This is a genomic window from Streptomyces europaeiscabiei, from assembly GCF_001550375.1.
GTDB classification, from domain to species: Bacteria; Actinomycetota; Actinomycetes; order Streptomycetales; family Streptomycetaceae; genus Streptomyces; species Streptomyces europaeiscabiei.
In genome coordinates this window covers 12,005-27,711 of sequence record NZ_LRTR01000683.1, presented here as the reverse complement: position 1 = coordinate 27,711, position 15,707 = coordinate 12,005, and the positions used below count along the sequence as shown (strand labels likewise).

12 protein-coding genes are annotated in these 15,707 nt (G+C 69.4%); 5 read left to right on the top strand and 7 right to left on the bottom strand.

Annotated features, from left to right (window positions below; genetic code table 11):
- Window positions 1-249: 249 nt before the first annotated feature.
- The 3 genes from pta (at window position 250) to pyk (ending at window position 5,150) form a co-directional block, all read left to right on the top strand.
- A complete protein-coding gene (gene pta, locus AWZ10_RS33535) occupies window positions 250-2,361 on the top strand; it encodes a phosphate acetyltransferase (RefSeq protein ID WP_046708620.1) in 2,112 nt (703 codons plus the stop codon).
- A gap of 20 nt (window positions 2,362-2,381) precedes the next feature.
- A complete protein-coding gene (locus AWZ10_RS33530; RefSeq protein WP_046708628.1) occupies window positions 2,382-3,587 on the top strand; it encodes an acetate kinase in 1,206 nt (401 codons plus the stop codon).
- Between the two features lie 132 nt (window positions 3,588-3,719).
- Window positions 3,720-5,150, top strand: coding sequence for a pyruvate kinase (gene pyk, locus AWZ10_RS33525; protein WP_046708621.1), 1,431 nt, complete (start codon window positions 3,720-3,722; stop codon window positions 5,148-5,150).
- A gap of 129 nt (window positions 5,151-5,279) precedes the next feature.
- Here the strand turns inward: pyk and AWZ10_RS33520 are convergent, their stop codons facing one another.
- From AWZ10_RS33520 to AWZ10_RS33505, 4 genes are all read right to left on the bottom strand, one after another.
- Window positions 5,280-6,659, bottom strand: a complete 1,380-nt coding sequence (locus AWZ10_RS33520) for a hypothetical protein (protein ID WP_179201182.1) — start codon at window positions 6,657-6,659, stop codon at window positions 5,280-5,282.
- Complete coding sequence (locus AWZ10_RS33515; protein ID WP_046708623.1) at window positions 6,649-7,287, bottom strand: DUF6114 domain-containing protein; 639 nt, start codon at window positions 7,285-7,287, stop codon at window positions 6,649-6,651. The genes AWZ10_RS33520 and AWZ10_RS33515 overlap by 11 nt, the downstream gene beginning before the upstream one ends.
- A 169-nt stretch (window positions 7,288-7,456) precedes the next feature.
- Window positions 7,457-8,092, bottom strand: coding sequence for a DUF6230 family protein (locus tag AWZ10_RS33510; protein ID WP_046708624.1), 636 nt, complete (start codon window positions 8,090-8,092; stop codon window positions 7,457-7,459).
- A 691-nt stretch (window positions 8,093-8,783) separates the two neighbouring features.
- Window positions 8,784-9,761 (bottom strand): tetratricopeptide repeat protein, encoded by a 978-nt coding sequence (locus AWZ10_RS33505; protein WP_046708625.1) that lies wholly within the window; start codon window positions 9,759-9,761, stop codon window positions 8,784-8,786.
- Between the two features lie 191 nt (window positions 9,762-9,952).
- Between AWZ10_RS33505 and AWZ10_RS33500 the strand changes: the two genes are divergently transcribed.
- Entirely contained in the window at window positions 9,953-10,588 is a 636-nt protein-coding gene (locus AWZ10_RS33500; protein ID WP_046708626.1) for a TetR/AcrR family transcriptional regulator, read from the top strand.
- 156 nt (window positions 10,589-10,744) lie between these two features.
- On the opposite strand, the gene icmA is transcribed toward AWZ10_RS33500, so the two are convergent.
- Complete coding sequence (gene icmA / locus AWZ10_RS33495) at window positions 10,745-12,445, bottom strand: coenzyme B12-dependent isobutyryl-CoA mutase large subunit (RefSeq protein WP_046706342.1); 1,701 nt, start codon at window positions 12,443-12,445, stop codon at window positions 10,745-10,747.
- Window positions 12,446-12,539: 94 nt separating this feature from the next.
- Here icmA and AWZ10_RS33490 point away from each other — a divergent pair, with 94 nt between their 5' ends.
- Window positions 12,540-12,881, top strand: a complete 342-nt coding sequence (locus AWZ10_RS33490; protein ID WP_046706343.1) for a DUF3817 domain-containing protein — start codon at window positions 12,540-12,542, stop codon at window positions 12,879-12,881.
- A 195-nt stretch (window positions 12,882-13,076) separates the two neighbouring features.
- Here AWZ10_RS33490 and AWZ10_RS33485 read toward each other — a convergent pair whose 3' ends face one another.
- Both AWZ10_RS33485 and glxA read right to left on the bottom strand, forming a co-directional pair.
- Window positions 13,077-13,586 carry a MarR family winged helix-turn-helix transcriptional regulator gene (locus tag AWZ10_RS33485; protein WP_037695482.1) on the bottom strand — a complete coding sequence of 170 codons (510 nt, stop codon included), beginning with the start codon at window positions 13,584-13,586 and terminating at the stop codon, window positions 13,077-13,079.
- A gap of 163 nt (window positions 13,587-13,749) precedes the next feature.
- Window positions 13,750-15,705 (bottom strand): radical copper oxidase GlxA, encoded by a 1,956-nt coding sequence (glxA, locus tag AWZ10_RS33480; protein WP_046706344.1) that lies wholly within the window; start codon window positions 15,703-15,705, stop codon window positions 13,750-13,752.
- Window positions 15,706-15,707 lie beyond the last annotated feature (2 nt).

Here is a 15,707-nt window from a genome sequence, read left to right as displayed (position 1 = left end):
GTCCGATTGTTTCACGGCTCCCAGGGGGTTGCCGCGCCCGTCCACCCCACCCCGCACCACTCCGGGGCTGATGGGCGCCTTATCCATGGTCAGAGGTATTGTCAAGAGGATTTCTGTCCGCCGGTCGGGGTGATTTTCACCCCCACCGGCGGACAGCCCTACCGACCGAACCCCGACCGACCGCACCCCGACACACCCCACCAACCGAATCACACGTCCTACACGTCCCACATGAAACGGAGAGCACACGTGACGCGCAGCGTGTACGTGACCGGGATCGACCGCGGCGACGGCCGCCAGGTCGTCGAGCTGGGGGTCATGGAACTCCTGACCCGCCAGGTCGACCGGGTGGGGGTGTTCCGACCGCTGCTGCACCACGGACCGGACCGGCTCTTCGACCTGCTGCGCGCACGCTACCGGCTCACCCAGGACCCGGCGACCGTGTACGGCATGGACTACCACGAGGCGTCCACCCTCCAGGCCCAGCACGGCACGGACGAGCTGATCTCGACTCTCGTCGACCGGTTCCATGCCGTCGCGCGTGACTACGACGTCGTCCTCGTCCTCGGCACCGACTTCGCCGACACCCAGTTCCCGGACGAGCTCTCCCTCAACGCCCGCCTCGCCAACGAGTTCGGCGCCTCCGTCATCCCCGTCGTCGGCGGACGCAAGCAGAGCGCCGAGTCCGTGGCCGCCGAGACGCACAACGCGTTCCGCGCCTACGACGGCCTCGGCTGTGACGTGCTCGCCATGGTCGTCAACCGGGTCGCGCCCGCCGACCGCGCCGAGATAGCCGAACGGCTCGGGGACTCCCGGTTGCCGCTCCCCGTGCCCTGTTACGTCGTCCCCGACGAGCCCGCGCTCTCCGCGCCCACCGTCGCCCAGATCACCCACGCCCTCGGCGGCAAGGTCCTCCTCGGCGACGACTCCGGGCTCGCGCGCGACGCGCTGAACTTCGTCTTCGGCGGGGCCATGCTGCCGAACTTCCTCAACGCCCTGACCCCGGGCTGCCTGGTCGTCACCCCCGGCGACCGCGCGGACCTCGTCGTCGGCGCCCTCGCCGCCCACAGTGCCGGCACCCCGCCGATCGCCGGTGTGCTGCTCACCCTCGACGAGCGGCCCAGCGACGAGGTGCTGACCCTCGCCTCACGTCTCGCCCCCGGCACCCCCGTGGTCGCCGTGGAGACCGGTTCCTTCCTCACCGCCTCCGAACTCTTCTCCATGGAGGGGAAGCTGAGCGCGGCCACCCCGCGCAAGGCGGAGACCGCGCTCGGGCTCTTCGAGCGGTACGTCGACACGACCGAGCTGCGGGGCCGGGTCTCGGCGCCGAGCAGCGACCGCATCACGCCGATGATGTTCGAACACACGCTGCTGGAGCAGGCCCGCTCCGAACGGCGTCGTGTGGTCCTGCCGGAGGGCACCGAGGAGCGCGTCCTGCACGCGGCCGAGGTGCTGCTGCGGCGCGGTGTCTGCGACCTCACCCTCCTCGGCCCCGTCGACCAGATCCGCAAGAAGGCCGCCGACCTGGGCATCGACCTGGGTGAGAGCCAGTTGGTCGACCCGGCGACGTCCACGTGGCGGGACATGTTCGCCGAGAAGTACGCCAAGCTCCGCGCCCACAAGAACGTCAGCATCGAGCTGGCGTACGACGTCGTGTCCGATGTGAACTACTTCGGCACGCTCATGGTCCAGGAGGGGCTCGCCGACGGGATGGTGTCGGGGTCCGTGCACTCCACGGCCGCCACCATCCGGCCCGCCTTCGAGATCATCAAGACCAGGCCGGACGCCGGCATCGTCTCGTCCGTCTTCTTCATGTGCCTCGCCGACAAGGTGCTGGTGTACGGGGACTGCGCGGTCAACCCGGATCCGAACGCCGAGCAGCTCGCCGACATCGCCGTCCAGTCCGCCGCCACCGCACGGCAGTTCGGGGTCGAGCCGCGGATCGCGATGCTGTCGTACTCCACGGGTACGTCCGGCTCGGGTGCCGATGTCGACAAGGTGCGGGAAGCCACCGGAATCGTGCGCTCCCGGCGGCCCGACCTGCTGATCGAGGGGCCGATCCAGTACGACGCCGCCGTCGAGCCGAGTGTCGCGGCGACCAAGCTGCCGGACTCCGAAGTCGCGGGCCAGGCAACGGTGTTGATCTTCCCGGACCTCAACACCGGCAACAACACCTACAAGGCCGTGCAGCGTTCGGCCGGCGCGCTCGCGGTCGGGCCGGTCCTGCAGGGGCTGCGCAAGCCGGTCAACGACCTGTCCCGGGGCGCACTCGTCCAGGACATCGTCACCACGGTCGCCATCACGGCGATCCAGGCCCAGACCTCCGCCGCCCCGGCCGCCCCGGCCGCCCTCGACAAGTGAACCCCGTCAGGAAGCAGACCGTGACCGCCACCCGCGTCCTCGTCCTCAACTCCGGTTCCTCCTCGGTGAAGTACCAGCTGCTCGACATGCGGGACAGCAGTCGGCTGGCCGTGGGGCTGGTCGAGCGGATCGGCGAGGAGAACTCCCGGCTGAAGCACACCCCGCTCACCGACGGCGGCGCCTCCCGCGAGCGCACCGGGCCGATCGCGGACCACGAGGCGGCCCTGAAGGCCGTCGCCGAGGAGCTGGCCGCGGACGGGCTCGGCCTCGACTCCCCCGAGCTGGCCGCCATCGGGCACCGTGTCGTGCACGGCGGGCTGACCTTCACGCACCCGACCGTCGTCGACGACACCGTGCTCGCCGAGATCGAGCGACTGATCCCGGTGGCGCCGCTGCACAACCCGGCCAACCTCACCGGCATCCGCACGGCCCGCGCACTGCGGCCCGACCTCCCCCAGGTCGCCGTCTTCGACACCGCGTTCCACACGACGATGCCGGAGTCCGCCGCCCGCTACGCGATCGACGTCGAGACCGCCGACGCGCACCGCATTCGGCGCTACGGCTTCCACGGCACCTCGCACGCCTATGTCTCGCGGGCGACGGCCGAACTGCTGGGCAAGGACCCGTCCGAGGTGAACGTCATCGTCCTGCACCTCGGCAACGGGGCGTCCGCCTCGGCGGTCGAGGGCGGGCGGTGTGTGGACACCTCCATGGGACTCACGCCCTTGGAGGGGCTCGTGATGGGTACGCGGTCCGGAGACATGGACCCGGCCGTCATCTTTCATTTGATGCGCGTTGGCGGAATGTCCACGGACGAGATCGACACTCTCCTCAACAAGAAGAGCGGTCTGATCGGGCTGTGCGGCGACAACGACATGCGGGAAATACGCCGGCGGATCGACGAGGGCGACGAACGGGCGAAGCTGGCCTTCGACATCTACATTCACCGGCTGAAGAAGTACATCGGCGCCTACTGCGCGGTGCTCGGCCGGGTCGACGCGGTGGCGTTCACCGCCGGGGTCGGGGAGAACGCGGCGCCCGTGCGGGAGGCCGCCGTGGCCGGCCTGGAGGGGCTGGGCCTCGCGGTCGACGACGAGCTGAACGCCGTACGCAGCGGTGAGCCGCGGCTGATCTCACCGGCGGGCGCGCGGGTCGCGGTCGCGGTGGTGCCGACGGACGAGGAGCTGGAGATCGCGACACAGACGTACGCCCTGGTCAACAAATGAGCAAAGAGCACGCGAGTGAGCGAAGAGCAGCCGAGTAATACACGCCGGTAACACGTCTGAGCGCATAGCCGCCCATTTGCTATTCCAACAGACGGAATATTCCGCAGCGAAACAAACCGATAGGATCGTCCCATGCGCCGTTCGAAAATCGTCTGTACTCTCGGCCCCGCGGTCGACTCCCACGAGCAACTGGTCGCCCTCATCGAGGCCGGCATGAACGTGGCCCGTTTCAATTTCAGCCACGGCAGCCACGCCGAGCACCAGGGCCGCTACGACCGGGTCCGGGCCGCCTCCGCCGAGACCGGCGTGGCCATCGGTGTCCTCGCCGACCTGCAGGGCCCCAAGATCCGCCTGGAGACCTTCGCCGAGGGTCCGGTGGAGCTGGTGCGCGGTGACGAGTTCACCATCACCGCCGAGGACGTGCCGGGCGACAAGCAGATCTGCGGTACGACGTACAAGGGCCTGCCCGGTGACGTCTCCCCCGGCGACCAGGTTCTCATCAACGACGGCAACGTCGAGCTGAAGGTCATCGAGGTCGACGGCCCGCGGGTGCGGACCGAGGTCATCGAGGGTGGTGTCATCTCGGACCACAAGGGCATCAACCTGCCCGGCGCGGCCGTCAACGTGCCGGCGCTGTCCGAGAAGGACGTGGAGGACCTGCGGTTCGCGCTGCGGATGGGCTGCGACCTGGTGGCGCTGTCCTTCGTGCGGGACGCCGAGGACGTGCGGGACGTCCACAAGGTGATGGACGAGGTGGGCCGCCGGGTCCCCGTCATCGCCAAGGTGGAGAAGCCGCAGGCCGTCGAGAACATGGAGGCCGTCGTGATGGCCTTCGACGGCGTGATGGTCGCCCGTGGCGACCTGGCCGTCGAGTACCCGCTCGAGAAGGTCCCCATGGTGCAGAAGCGGCTCATCGAGCTGTGCCGCCGCAACGCCAAGCCGGTGATCGTGGCGACCCAGATGATGGAGTCGATGATCACCAACTCCCGCCCCACGCGCGCCGAGGCGTCCGACGTCGCCAACGCGATCCTGGACGGCGCGGACGCGGTCATGCTGTCGGCGGAGTCCAGCGTGGGCGCGTACCCGCTGGAGACGGTCCGGACGATGTCGAAGATCGTCACGGCCGCCGAGGAGGAGCTCCTCTCCAAGGGTCTGCAGCCGCTGGTGCCGGGCAAGAAGCCGCGTACGCAGGGTGGTTCGATCGCCCGTGCCGCCTGCGAGATCGCCGACTTCCTCGGCGGCCGGGCCCTGGTGGCCTTCACGCAGTCCGGTGACACCGCCCGCCGGCTGTCCCGCTACCGCGCTTCGCAGCCGATCATCGCGTTCACCACCGACGAGTCCACCCGTAACCAGCTGGCGCTCAGCTGGGGTGTCGAGTCGCACGTCGTGCCGTTCGTGAACAGCACCGACGAGATGGTCGACCTGGTCGACCAGGAGATGGTCAAGCTCAACCGCTTCAACGAGGGCGAGATCGCCGTCATCACCGCCGGTTCGCCCCCCGGTGTCCCCGGCACCACGAACATGGTCCGGGTGCACCACCTGGGCGGCGGCTCCCGCGACTGACGCGGCCGTCCCCGCAAGGGCACGACACGACAGCACTGAGGGCGCCCCCTGGAATCAGGGGGCGCCCTCAGTGTGTCGCGGCTCCCGGACGGGTCCTGTACGGCGCTCAGACGGCCGTGGGGGCGGTGCTCACTCGGTGGTGTACTGGTGCAGCCCCGGCACGGTGAGCGTCCCGCCGAACTGGCCCGCCTGGACGACCTTCACCTTGGTGAAGTAGATCAGCGGGATGTTCAGCGGCGGCGGGTGCTTCGGGTCGAAGGTCACCGGGATCAGGCCCAGCAGGTTGCCGGAGATGCTCTCGGTGTACATGACCGTCTTACCGTCGCGGATCGTGGACGTCGTGCCCTTGCCGGCCTGCACGTGGTAGGTCACGCCGGCCTGCTTGTCGTCGACCGTCTGGTGGAGGTCGCCGATGTCGGTGCCGTCGGAGATGACGTACTTCAGCACCTCCTTGACCGTGCCGTCGGCGGTCTTCACCTTGACGACGCCCTGGTAGTCGGCGCCCTTCAGCAGCAACGAGCTGGCGTTGAGGTACCAGGGGTCGTCGGGCAGCGCCGGGATGCCCTTCTCCACACCGCTCTCGTCGTCCGTGGCGACGAAGCAGCCGTCCAGGTCCGTGCTCTCGCTCGGGGACGGGGTCGGCGTCGGCGTCGCGGTGGCGTCGTCGGCGGTGTCCTTCGCCGCGTCGTCGGTGTCCTCGGCCGTGTCCTCGGCCTTGTCGGTGACGTCCTTCGCGGTGTCCTTGACCTTGTCCGTGACGTCGACGGTGCCCTGCGCGTCCTTGCCGGAGTCCGTGTCCTCGTCCGAGCCGGAGGCGTCCTGAGAGGCCGAGGGCGACGGGGACGGGCTGGTGGCCCCGGAGGGCGTGGTGCTGTCGGCCGTCCCCTTGTCGTCCGGAGTGAACAGGTCCTCGATCGCGCTGCCGATGTCCTCCAGGACGTTGCCGCCGCTCTCGCTCTCCGAGGCGGTGTCCGACGGCGTGTCCGCGGTGTCGGTGGCGGTCTTGTCGGCTGTGTCGGTCGACGTGGAGTCGTCGGCCGCGTCCTTGTCGTCGGAACCTGAATCCGACGAGGAGGAGTCGTCCGAGGACGTGTCGTCTGAGGCGGAGTCGTCCGAGGAGTTGCCCGAGGAGTCGTCGTCGGACGGCGTCTCCTCGTCCTTCGCCTCGTCGTCCGGGGAGTCGGCGCTCTCCGTGGCGGAGGCGGACGGCGTCGGGGTCGGCGAGGCGGAGGTGTCCGTGCCTTCCTCGGCGGCCTCCAGGGCCTCCACGCAGTCCTTGTACTCGTCGGCCGTGAGGCTCTTCGACGCGGGGTCCTCGGCGAGGGCCAGGGTGGGTGTGAAGCCCATGCCCATGAGGACCGCCGTCGGCATGGCCGCCAAGGCTATCGCCTTGCCCGCCGGCATGTTCAGCCGGGTGAGAAGGGGCTTCCTGGGTGCCGCGTGCCGCGGTCCGGTTCTCGCACGGGACTCTCCCACCGAAGTCCCGTGGGTCACCTCGTCAGCCGGCACTGTGCCTCCCGTTCGTCCCGTTCATGTGGGTGGTACCTGACAGGTCGTCGCCCTCGCCGTTCGCCGCCCCGTTCACCGAACCCGCTGCCGCGGGCTCCGGGGCGTCGCCCTTGTGCAGGAGGACCGCACCTTGCTGTGCCGTGTTCTGAGAAGTCGCCGCCTGGGCGGCCGCGTCCTGGGCGGCCCGGGACTGTGCCGGGGTCCTGTACGTGGACGGCACCGCCGCCTCGTCGTGACCGGGGCCCCAGGCGATGGCCAGCGCACCGCCGATCAGCGCGAGCAGGAAGCCGAAGCCGAAGCCTCCGAGGTTGGAGACGGGGATGGACACCAGCGCCAGGAGGATCGCCGCCGTACCGGCGAAGGTACGTACATGCCGCTGGAACCACAGGCTGACCCCGAGCACCACCAGCAGCACGCCGATGATGAGGGAGCCCGAACCGCCCGTCGTCGCCATGGCGAGCGTGAGGTGGCCGATCTGCAGATCCGCGTACGGGAAGTACATGATCGGGAAGCCGCCGAGCAGGACCAACAGGCCCGCCCAGAAGGGACGGCTGCCCCTCCAGTCGCTGAAGCGCCGCCGGAGGACGCGGAGATAGTCTTCGTTCTGCCCCGTTGGCTCGGCGCTCATGGACAACAGCTCCCTGGAACGGTGTTGCTGTGACAAGTTCACGTACGGCACGTACGAAGCGCACGCACGGAATTCAACGTACGAAGTGCGCGTGCGCGGCGGTCGCGCGCACGGCGAGAGGGACGGGCGGGCGAAGAAGCACAGGCCCCTTCACCCGCCCAGGGAGTGCCTAGTAGCACTCCACGGTGCCCTTGTGGAGCGACATCTTCAGGTTGCTCAGCTTGAAGGTTCCGGCAGTGGTGGCCCACGCCGTCTGCTTCACGTCGGTCAGCGTGGCCGAGTCGGCCTGCTGGGCGAACCCGTAGGGGTTGGCCTGCTCCGAGCCACCCTTCATGCCCGGACCCTTGCTGGCGTCCTTGGCCGCCACACCGATGTCGATGCCACGGAAGGTGGCATCGGCCGAGAGGTCCTCGACGTCGATGTAGAGGTTCTCGGCCTCGACCTTCTTGGCACCCGTACCGGCGGTCAGCTTGAGGCTGACGCTACCGAGGAACGGGACGCCCGGGGTGACGACCGACTGGCACATGTTGGTGATCGACGCGGTCTTGAACGCCGAAACGGCGACGGGGTGAACCGTCTTCTCGCCCTTGAGGGTGTAACCCTCGTCGAGCGCTCCGTACTGCGAGAAGCCCGTACCGTCGAGCCGGTCAGCCGATACCTTGAACGACTGGCCCGACACGCTGAACGAAGCCGCGAGAGCACCCTGAGCCAGGGCGACACCTATCGCTGCTGTAGCGGCGACGCTGGGCACCATGACCACAGCGAAGCGCTTCCATCTGGTCCCGCCACGCACCTGGGACTCCATATTTCCTCCTTCTCGGACGTACATCTCCTGGCACCGGCTCGCCACCTGGGCGACGGCTCAGCCGGGCAGGGATGGGAGAAGTGCTACGTCCTCGGGAAGGAGAGCGCCCGCACTCGGTGGCGCAAAAGCGCCCGAATCACCGGCGATCACCCCCGAGCGACAACCACTGGTCGCGCCTGACACGCATCACGCACAACCTGCTGGACAGGCTCCGCCGTTGACGGAGACCCCCCTGCCCAAGAGACAGGCGCCACTGTCGCCCGCTCTACTCGGTGGGGACCCAGAATCCGTTGACCCGACTGGTTGGCGGGATACGGGACAGGACCGAGCGTCGCCGATCGTGGTGCATTCTCGCCGCCCCCGCAAGGGGGGTCGTTACTGGCTAGTAACGGACGGATAACCGAACAACGACCCATCGGCATCGACCAGCGACCCTGGGTGGCGCCGAGTGAGGCGACACATCGGCAGACAGATGGACAGAGTCCGACAGATCGACGACTTTCTCTTACTGCCAGTAACAGCGGCCGCGTTTACCAAGATTTGGTAAAACGCGGCCGCGGTGTCGCTGTGTCGCCAAATCTCTCACTCGCGCAACACACGTCCCGGTACTCCGGGACCGGAGCGGTCCCGGCCCCCCGGGGCCCTACCCACCACAGCCGACACTCAGCCGAGGCAATGGTTCACGTGCGGGTCAGAACAGCGCCCGCGCCAGCGCGCGCCGCGCCGCGGCCACCCGCGGATCGTCGCCGCCGACCACCTCGAAGAGTTCCAGCAGCCGCCGCCGTACGGCGTCGCGGTCGTCCCCCGCCGTGAGCCGCACCGTGTCGATGAGTCGACCGAACGCGTCCTCGACATGACCGCCGACGAGGTCGAGGTCCGCGGCCGCGATCTGCGCCTGTGCGTCGCCCGGGTTCTCGGCGGCCGCCTTGCGCACGTCCTGCGGGTCCGCCCCCTGCACACGCTGCAGCAACTCGGCCTGCGCGAGGCCCAGTCCGGCCTCGGTGTTTCCGGGGTCGTCACTCAGCACGTTCTTGTACGCCTGCACCGCACCGCCGAAGTCGCCCGCGTCCAGGGCGTGCACGGCGGCTTCGAGGAGGTGGTCGTACGGGCCCGCCGGGATCTGCGGGGCCTCCTCGACCGGGTCGACGGCCTCGGCGTCCGGGTCCACCACGAGGCCGGTGAGACCGAAGCGCTCCTCGGCGACCTGCACGAGCTGGTCGAGGGTCGAGCGGATCTGCTGCTCGGGGGCGGCTCCCTGGAAGAGGGGCAGCGCCTGCCCGGCGACAACGGCGAACACAGCCGGAATCCCCTGGATCCCGAACTGCTGCATCAACATCTGGTTGGCGTCGACATCGATCTTGGCGAGGACGAACTTGCCGTCGTACTCGACGGCGAGCCGCTCCAGCACCGGGCTGAGCTGCTTGCAGGGCTGGCACCACTCGGCCCAGAAGTCGATGACGACGGGCACTTCGGTGGACCGCTGCAGGACCTCGCTCTCGAACCCGGCCTCATCGACATCGATGACGAGGTCGGCCGGGGAGACCGCCCCTCCCCCGCCCTGCCGGGCCGATTCGGCACGCGCCTGCTCCGCCTTCGCCTTGGCCTCTTGGGCCGCCTTCACCGCGGCGAGGTCGACGACTCCGCTCATGGACATGTTCCGTGGCTGCATGAGTACATCCTCCCCCTTCCGAGCGCGCGCGTGAAAAGCGTTCCGAGAGCCAGGTATCCGCCCCAGGATTTCGCTACGAGTCGTAGCGTAACTGTCCCGGAGACTCTCCTGTACCCCTCAGTACCCACTCCGCAGTGATCTGTCTCACGACTCCGCGGGGAAGTTCGGGAACGGCCGGATATGGTCGGCGGATGCAGAGCCGCACCCCCGCCTCCCGCGCCGCGGGCGGCCGCCCGCGCAGCGCCGCCGCGGACGCCGCGATCCTGGCGGCGACCAGGGAGGCTCTGGTCGACCTGGGCTGGTCGAAACTGACGCTGGGTGACGTGGCCGCGCGGGCCGGTGTCGCGAAAACGACCCTCTACCGCCGCTGGGCCGGCAAGAACGAACTCGTCGTGGACGCGGTCGCGGAACTCTTCGACGAACTCCGCCTGCCCGACCGGGGCAGCCTGGCGGCCGACATCGAAGGCGTGGTGCTCCAGTTCGCGGCGATCCTCGCCCTCCCGGAGGCCAGGAGCGGTCTGATGGCGGTCATCGCCGAGTCGACCCGCGACGACGCCCTGCGCGAACGCATCCGCACGTCCATCGTCGACCGCCAGAAACGCCTGGTCCTGGAGGGCCGGGCCCGCGCCCAGACCCGCGGCGAACTCCCCCCGGAGTCCGACCCCGTCACCGCCTCCCGCACCGTCGACCTCATCTTCGACGTCGTGGCCGGCGCCGTGGTCCACCGCACCCTGGTCAGCGCGGGCTCCGCCGACGAACAGTGGGTACGGGACTTCACGACTCTGCTGCTGCAAGGCATAAGGGGGCAGGCGCAGCCGCCCCCATAAGGGGCGCGGGGAACTGCGCGAACGGGGTCCGGGGCAGAGCCCCGAATCTTTGACGGGGGTGGAAGGGGCACAGCCCCCGAGGATGGGACGAGCAGGGGCGGCGGGGGCGAGAATCCCCGCGCCGCCCCGGCGGGGACAGCGGCACCCGGAACCCCACTAGAACCCCGCCGGCTCCGTATAGACCCCCCACTCCTCCCGCAGCACCCCACAGATCTCCCCCAACGTCGCCTCGGCCCGCACCGCGTCGAGCATCGGCCCGATCATGTTGCCCCCGTCCCGTGCGGCGGCGAGCATCGCGCCGAGAGCGGCACGCACGGAGGCGTCGTCCCGCCCCGCCCTCCGCCCTCCCAGCGTCCGCACCTGCTCCCGCTCCACCTCGTGACTGACCCGCAGGATCTCCAGATCCCCGGTCACTGACCCGTGGTGGACGTTGACTCCGACGACCCGCTTCTCGCCCTTCTCCAGGGCCTGCTGGTACCGGAACGCCGACTCCGCGATCTCCCCGGTGAACCACCCGTCCTCGATCCCCCGCAGGATCCCGGACGTCATCGGCCCGATCGGATGCAGCCCGTCCGGATGCGCCCGCAGCCCCCGCTCCCTGATCTGCTCGAAGATCCGCTCCGCGTCGGCCTCGATCCGGTCCGTCAACTGCTCGACATACCACGAACCACCCAGCGGATCGGCCACGCCCGCGACCCCGGTCTCCTCCATCAGCACCTGCTGGGTCCTGAGCGCGATCTCGGCGGCCTGCTCACTGGGGAGCGCCAGCGTCTCGTCGAGGGCGTTGGTGTGCAGGGAGTTGGTCCCGCCGAGGACCGCCGACAGCGCCTCCACCGCCGTACGCACCACGTTGTTGTACGGCTGCTGCGCGGTCAGTGACACTCCGGCGGTCTGCGTGTGGAACCGCATCCACTGCGCCCTGTCGGTCCGCGCCCCGTACACGTCGCGCATCCACCGCGCCCAGATCCTCCTGGCCGCACGGAACTTGGCGATCTCCTCGAAGAAATCGAGGTGCGCGTCGAAGAAGAAGGACAGCCCCGGCGCGAACACATCCACGTCCAGCCCACGGCTGAGCCCCAGTTCCACGTACCCGAACCCGTCCGCGAGCGTGTACGCCAGCTCCTGCGAGGCCGTGGCCCCGGCCTCGCGGATGTGGTAGCCGGAGACGGACAGCGGCTTGTAGGCGGGGATCTCGGCCGCGCAGTGCTCCATGAGGTCACCGATCAGGCGGAGATGCGGCTCGGGCTGGAAGAGCCACTCCTTCTGCGCGATGTACTCCTTGAAGATGTCGGTCTGGAGCGTGCCGTTGAGCACACCGGGATCGACACCCTGCCGCTCGGCGGCGACGAGATACATGCAGAAGACAGGAACGGCGGGCCCGCTGATCGTCATGGACGTGGTGACGTCCCCCAGCGGAATCCCCTGGAACAGCAGCTCCATGTCGGCGGCGGAGTCGATCGCCACCCCGCAGTGCCCGACCTCACCGAGCGATCGCGGATCATCCGAGTCCCGCCCCATGAGCGTCGGCATGTCGAACGCGACGGACAGCCCCCCGCCCCCGTTGGCGAGGATCGTCTTGTACCGCTCGTTCGTCTGCTCCGCGTTCCCGAACCCCGCGAACTGCCGGATCGTCCAGGTCCGCCCCCGGTACCCCGTCGGATACAGCCCCCGCGTGAACGGATACTCCCCCGGCCACCCGATCCGCTCGAACCCCTCGTACACGTCCCCGGCCCGGGGCCCGTACACAGGTTCCACCCCATCCCCGGAGAGCGTGGTGAAGTCCCCCACCCGCTTCCGGGCCGAGTCGTACCGATCCTGCCAGCGTCGGCGTCCCTCTTCGATGGCGTCAGCGTCCATGACCCCAATTTACTAGGACGTCCTACTAAACGACGACCGACGCAGGGCCGACGCGCCCGCGAGACGCCGAAAAGCACCCGTTACGCTCGACGCCATGAAGAAGAGCGTCTTGACCCGCTACCGGGTGTTGGCCTACGTCACCGCCGTACTGCTGATCCTGCTGACGGCGGGCGTGATCGGGAAGCGCCTGCTGGACATGGACGGCTTCGACAGCTTCGTCACGGTGGTCGGCTTCGCGCACGGCTGGCTGTACGTGCTGTACCTGGTCTTCGCCTTCGACCTCGGCAGCAAGGCGAAGATGCCGCTGGGCCGCCTCGCCTGGGTGCTGCTCGCCGGCACCGTCCCCACGGCCGCCTTCTTCGTCGAACGCAGGGTGAGCCGCGAGGTCGAGCCGCTGATCATCAAGGAATCGGCCCCGAGCCCCGCCGCGGCCTGACCCGGACGAGCCCGGAACCGACCGCGACAGACGCGCCCTCACGTCCGGTTGCCCAGGTCCGCGTAGGCGAAGTCGATGGTCGGGAAGCAGCCGACGGGGACCCGCACACCGAGTCCCCGCACGTCGTGGTCGAAGGTTCCGATGCGCCGTGCTCCCCGTGGCGCCGGCCTGCGCCGGCCCTGCCCACGGCCGCCCTCAGCTCTCCTCGAAGTCCCCCGCCGCCACCCGCAGCGGCCTGAGCATCGCGAAGATCTCCGCGCATTCCTCGGCGTCGTAGGCGCCGAGGCCGAAGTCCATGGACATGAGGTCGCGGGTGGCTGCGTCGCAGACCTCGCGGCCCTTGTCGGTGATGGAGGCGAGGGTGCCGCGGCCGTCGTTGGGGTTGGGGCGCTTGTCGACGAGGCCGGACTTCACCAGGCGGTCGACGGTGTTCGTCACGGACGTGGGGTGCACCATGAGCCGCTCGCCGATCTTGGACATCGGCAGCTCGCCCTTCTGGGAGAAGGTGAGCAGCACGAGGGCCTCATAGCGCGCGAACGTCAGCCCGTACGGCTTGACCACCGCGTCGACCTCCGCCAGCAGGATCTGCTGGGCGCGCATGATCGAGGTGATCGCGGCCATGGACGGGACGTTTCCCCAGCGCTGCTTCCAGTGCTCGTCGGCGCGCGAGATGGGATCGAAGGAGAGGCTGAGCGGCTTCGGCACGGCATCGACCTTACCGGCCGGTCACATGCTGGTCAGCCCCGTCTCGCTTTTCGGTACGCCCCGGAGCCCGCGCCGCCGCTTCCGGCCGGCGCCCCGGCCGGACCGCTCCGCCGACCCATGGAACAAGTACGGACAGACCCACACTTTCGCACCGCCCGAAGCGTCACTTGACCTGGATCCACTTGGCCTTCGACGGCGTCCCCTCCCCGTCCGTCACGAAGAGCATGTACCAGCCGGGCGGGACCAGGGTCCGGTCCGACGGCACGTCGACGGTGACCGAGTCGCGGGTCCTCGTCACCTCCAGGGCTATGGACCGCTGTTCGACGTCCGTGCTGTGGGTGACGGCGCTGGGGCGCATCAGGCGGGCGTCGGCGACCCGTTCGGGGTGGGCGGTGGCGAAGGTCGCGCGGCCCTTGGCGTCGACCTCCTGGGGACCGTCGCCGAGGACGGGCCGCTTCCTGCCGTACTTGTGGAGCAGCGGCGGCGTGTAGATCTCCATGCGCTGCTCGAAGTGGCCCAGCTTGGTGTTCCGCCGGTCGTCGTAGAGCGGGTCGGAGCCGAAGGTGGCGACGCGGCCGTCGGGCAGGAGCAGGGCCTCCGAGTGGTAGTTGCGGCCGACCCTGGGGGCGGCGGCGCCCCGGAAGGAGTTGGACTCCGGGTCGTAGAACTGCGCCGTGAGGATGTTGCTGGCGCCGCGGCCCCGGTAGTCGGCGGAGCCGTTGGAGGTGAAGACGGTGTCGTCGGGCATGAGCACGCTGTTCAGATAGCGGGTGCCCCGGGGGAGGTCGGGGCCGTCCTCGAAGGCGGGGTTGTCCTTCTTCAGGTCGATGACGGCGGTGCGCGAGGTCGCCTTCCTGGACTCGCCGACGCCTCCGCCGCCGAGGATCATCACCTTCTGGTCCTGGGCGGGCGGCAGCAGCACGGACGCCGAGGTCTCGGTCCGGTCGGGGTCCGTGAGGCCCTTCACCTTCTGGAACCTGTTGGTCCTCAGGTCCCAGAGGCCGGGTTCGCGGCCGAGGTCGTCGGGCCCGTAGCCGGCGTTCGAGGCCGGGTAGAAGAGCTTGCCGCCCCGGGTGAGGAAGAGGGCGGGGTAGGTGGGGAAGTACCGCTTCGGGCCGGGCTTCCACTTCCTGGTCCTCGGGTCGTAGATCTCGTTGTCGCCGGGGTCGACGACGCCCACGTCGTCGAGGCCGGAGACGGCGAGCACCCGCCCGTCCGCCAGTCCCACGAGCGTCGGGTACCAGCGGGCCTTCCGCATCGGGGCGACCGGCACGTACCTCTCGGCCTTCGGGTCGAACTCGTACGCCGCCCTGATCCCCTGGAAGTCCTGCTTGTCCAGGGTGATCTTCTCGGAGAGGCCGTACGTGTTGGCCGCGTCCTCACCCTTGAGCCCGAGGATCTCGTACTGGGCCCGCCGGGGCATGACGGACTGCGCGCCCTCGTCCACGGCCTCGACGAAGACCCGGGCCTCGCTCGCGACGACCTCGGTCTTCCAGGGCCGCATGGCGCCGGCCGCGTCGTAGGTGACGTCGAAGCTGCGCCTGGCCTTGGGCACGGTGACGTCGAAGCGGCTGACGTACTCGATGCCGGTGGGTGAGCGGAAACGGGTCCCCTTCTTCAGGACGACCGCCTTGTCGGGGTTCTCGTTCTTGACCCGCATGCCGCCGCCGGCCCGCTCGACCTCGCCGTCCAGCAGCTCGTAGCGGGCGGTGCCGCCGGCCACCAGGAGCCTGCCGTCGGGGAGCTGGGCGTGTCCGGCGCAGAAGAAGTCGACGGGGGTGGGGATCTTCTTGTAGGTGTTCCGCGCCGGGTCCCACAGGACGGTGTCGAAGGACCCCTTGTCGAACTTCCTCTGCTCGTTGCCCGACCCGGCGACGATCAGCACCTTGCCGGTGTGCAGCAGGGCCGCGTGGATGGCGTTCGTGCGGAACCGCTTCGGGATGTCGACCTGCGTCCAGGAGCCGTACTCGGCCCGGTAGCCGGGCTGGGCGATCTTCCACTCGTGGTACCGCTCCTGCGCGAACCCGATGGCGGCCGGGGCATTGAGACCGGCGAGCAGCGCGACGGCGCCGACCCCGAGCAGGTACTTCCTGGTCTTCCCCGGAGGCTGGTGGGCCATGG

What these genes read in the sequence shown, in the direction of transcription:
- pyk (WP_046708621.1), top strand. Translation starts at nt 3,720, where the DNA reads ATGCGCCGTTCGAAAATCGTCTGTACTCTCGGCCCCGCGGTCGACTCC.
- AWZ10_RS33515 (WP_046708623.1), bottom strand. Translation starts at nt 7,287, where the DNA reads ATGAGCGCCGAGCCAACGGGGCAGAACGAAGACTATCTCCGCGTCCTC.
- AWZ10_RS33510 (WP_046708624.1), bottom strand. Translation starts at nt 8,092, where the DNA reads ATGGAGTCCCAGGTGCGTGGCGGGACCAGATGGAAGCGCTTCGCTGTG.
- AWZ10_RS33505 (WP_046708625.1), bottom strand. Translation starts at nt 9,761, where the DNA reads ATGCAGCCACGGAACATGTCCATGAGCGGAGTCGTCGACCTCGCCGCG.
- AWZ10_RS33500 (WP_046708626.1), top strand. Translation starts at nt 9,953, where the DNA reads ATGCAGAGCCGCACCCCCGCCTCCCGCGCCGCGGGCGGCCGCCCGCGC.
- icmA (WP_046706342.1), bottom strand. Translation starts at nt 12,445, where the DNA reads ATGGACGCTGACGCCATCGAAGAGGGACGCCGACGCTGGCAGGATCGG.
- AWZ10_RS33490 (WP_046706343.1), top strand. Translation starts at nt 12,540, where the DNA reads ATGAAGAAGAGCGTCTTGACCCGCTACCGGGTGTTGGCCTACGTCACC.
- glxA (WP_046706344.1), bottom strand. Translation starts at nt 15,705, where the DNA reads ATGGCCCACCAGCCTCCGGGGAAGACCAGGAAGTACCTGCTCGGGGTC.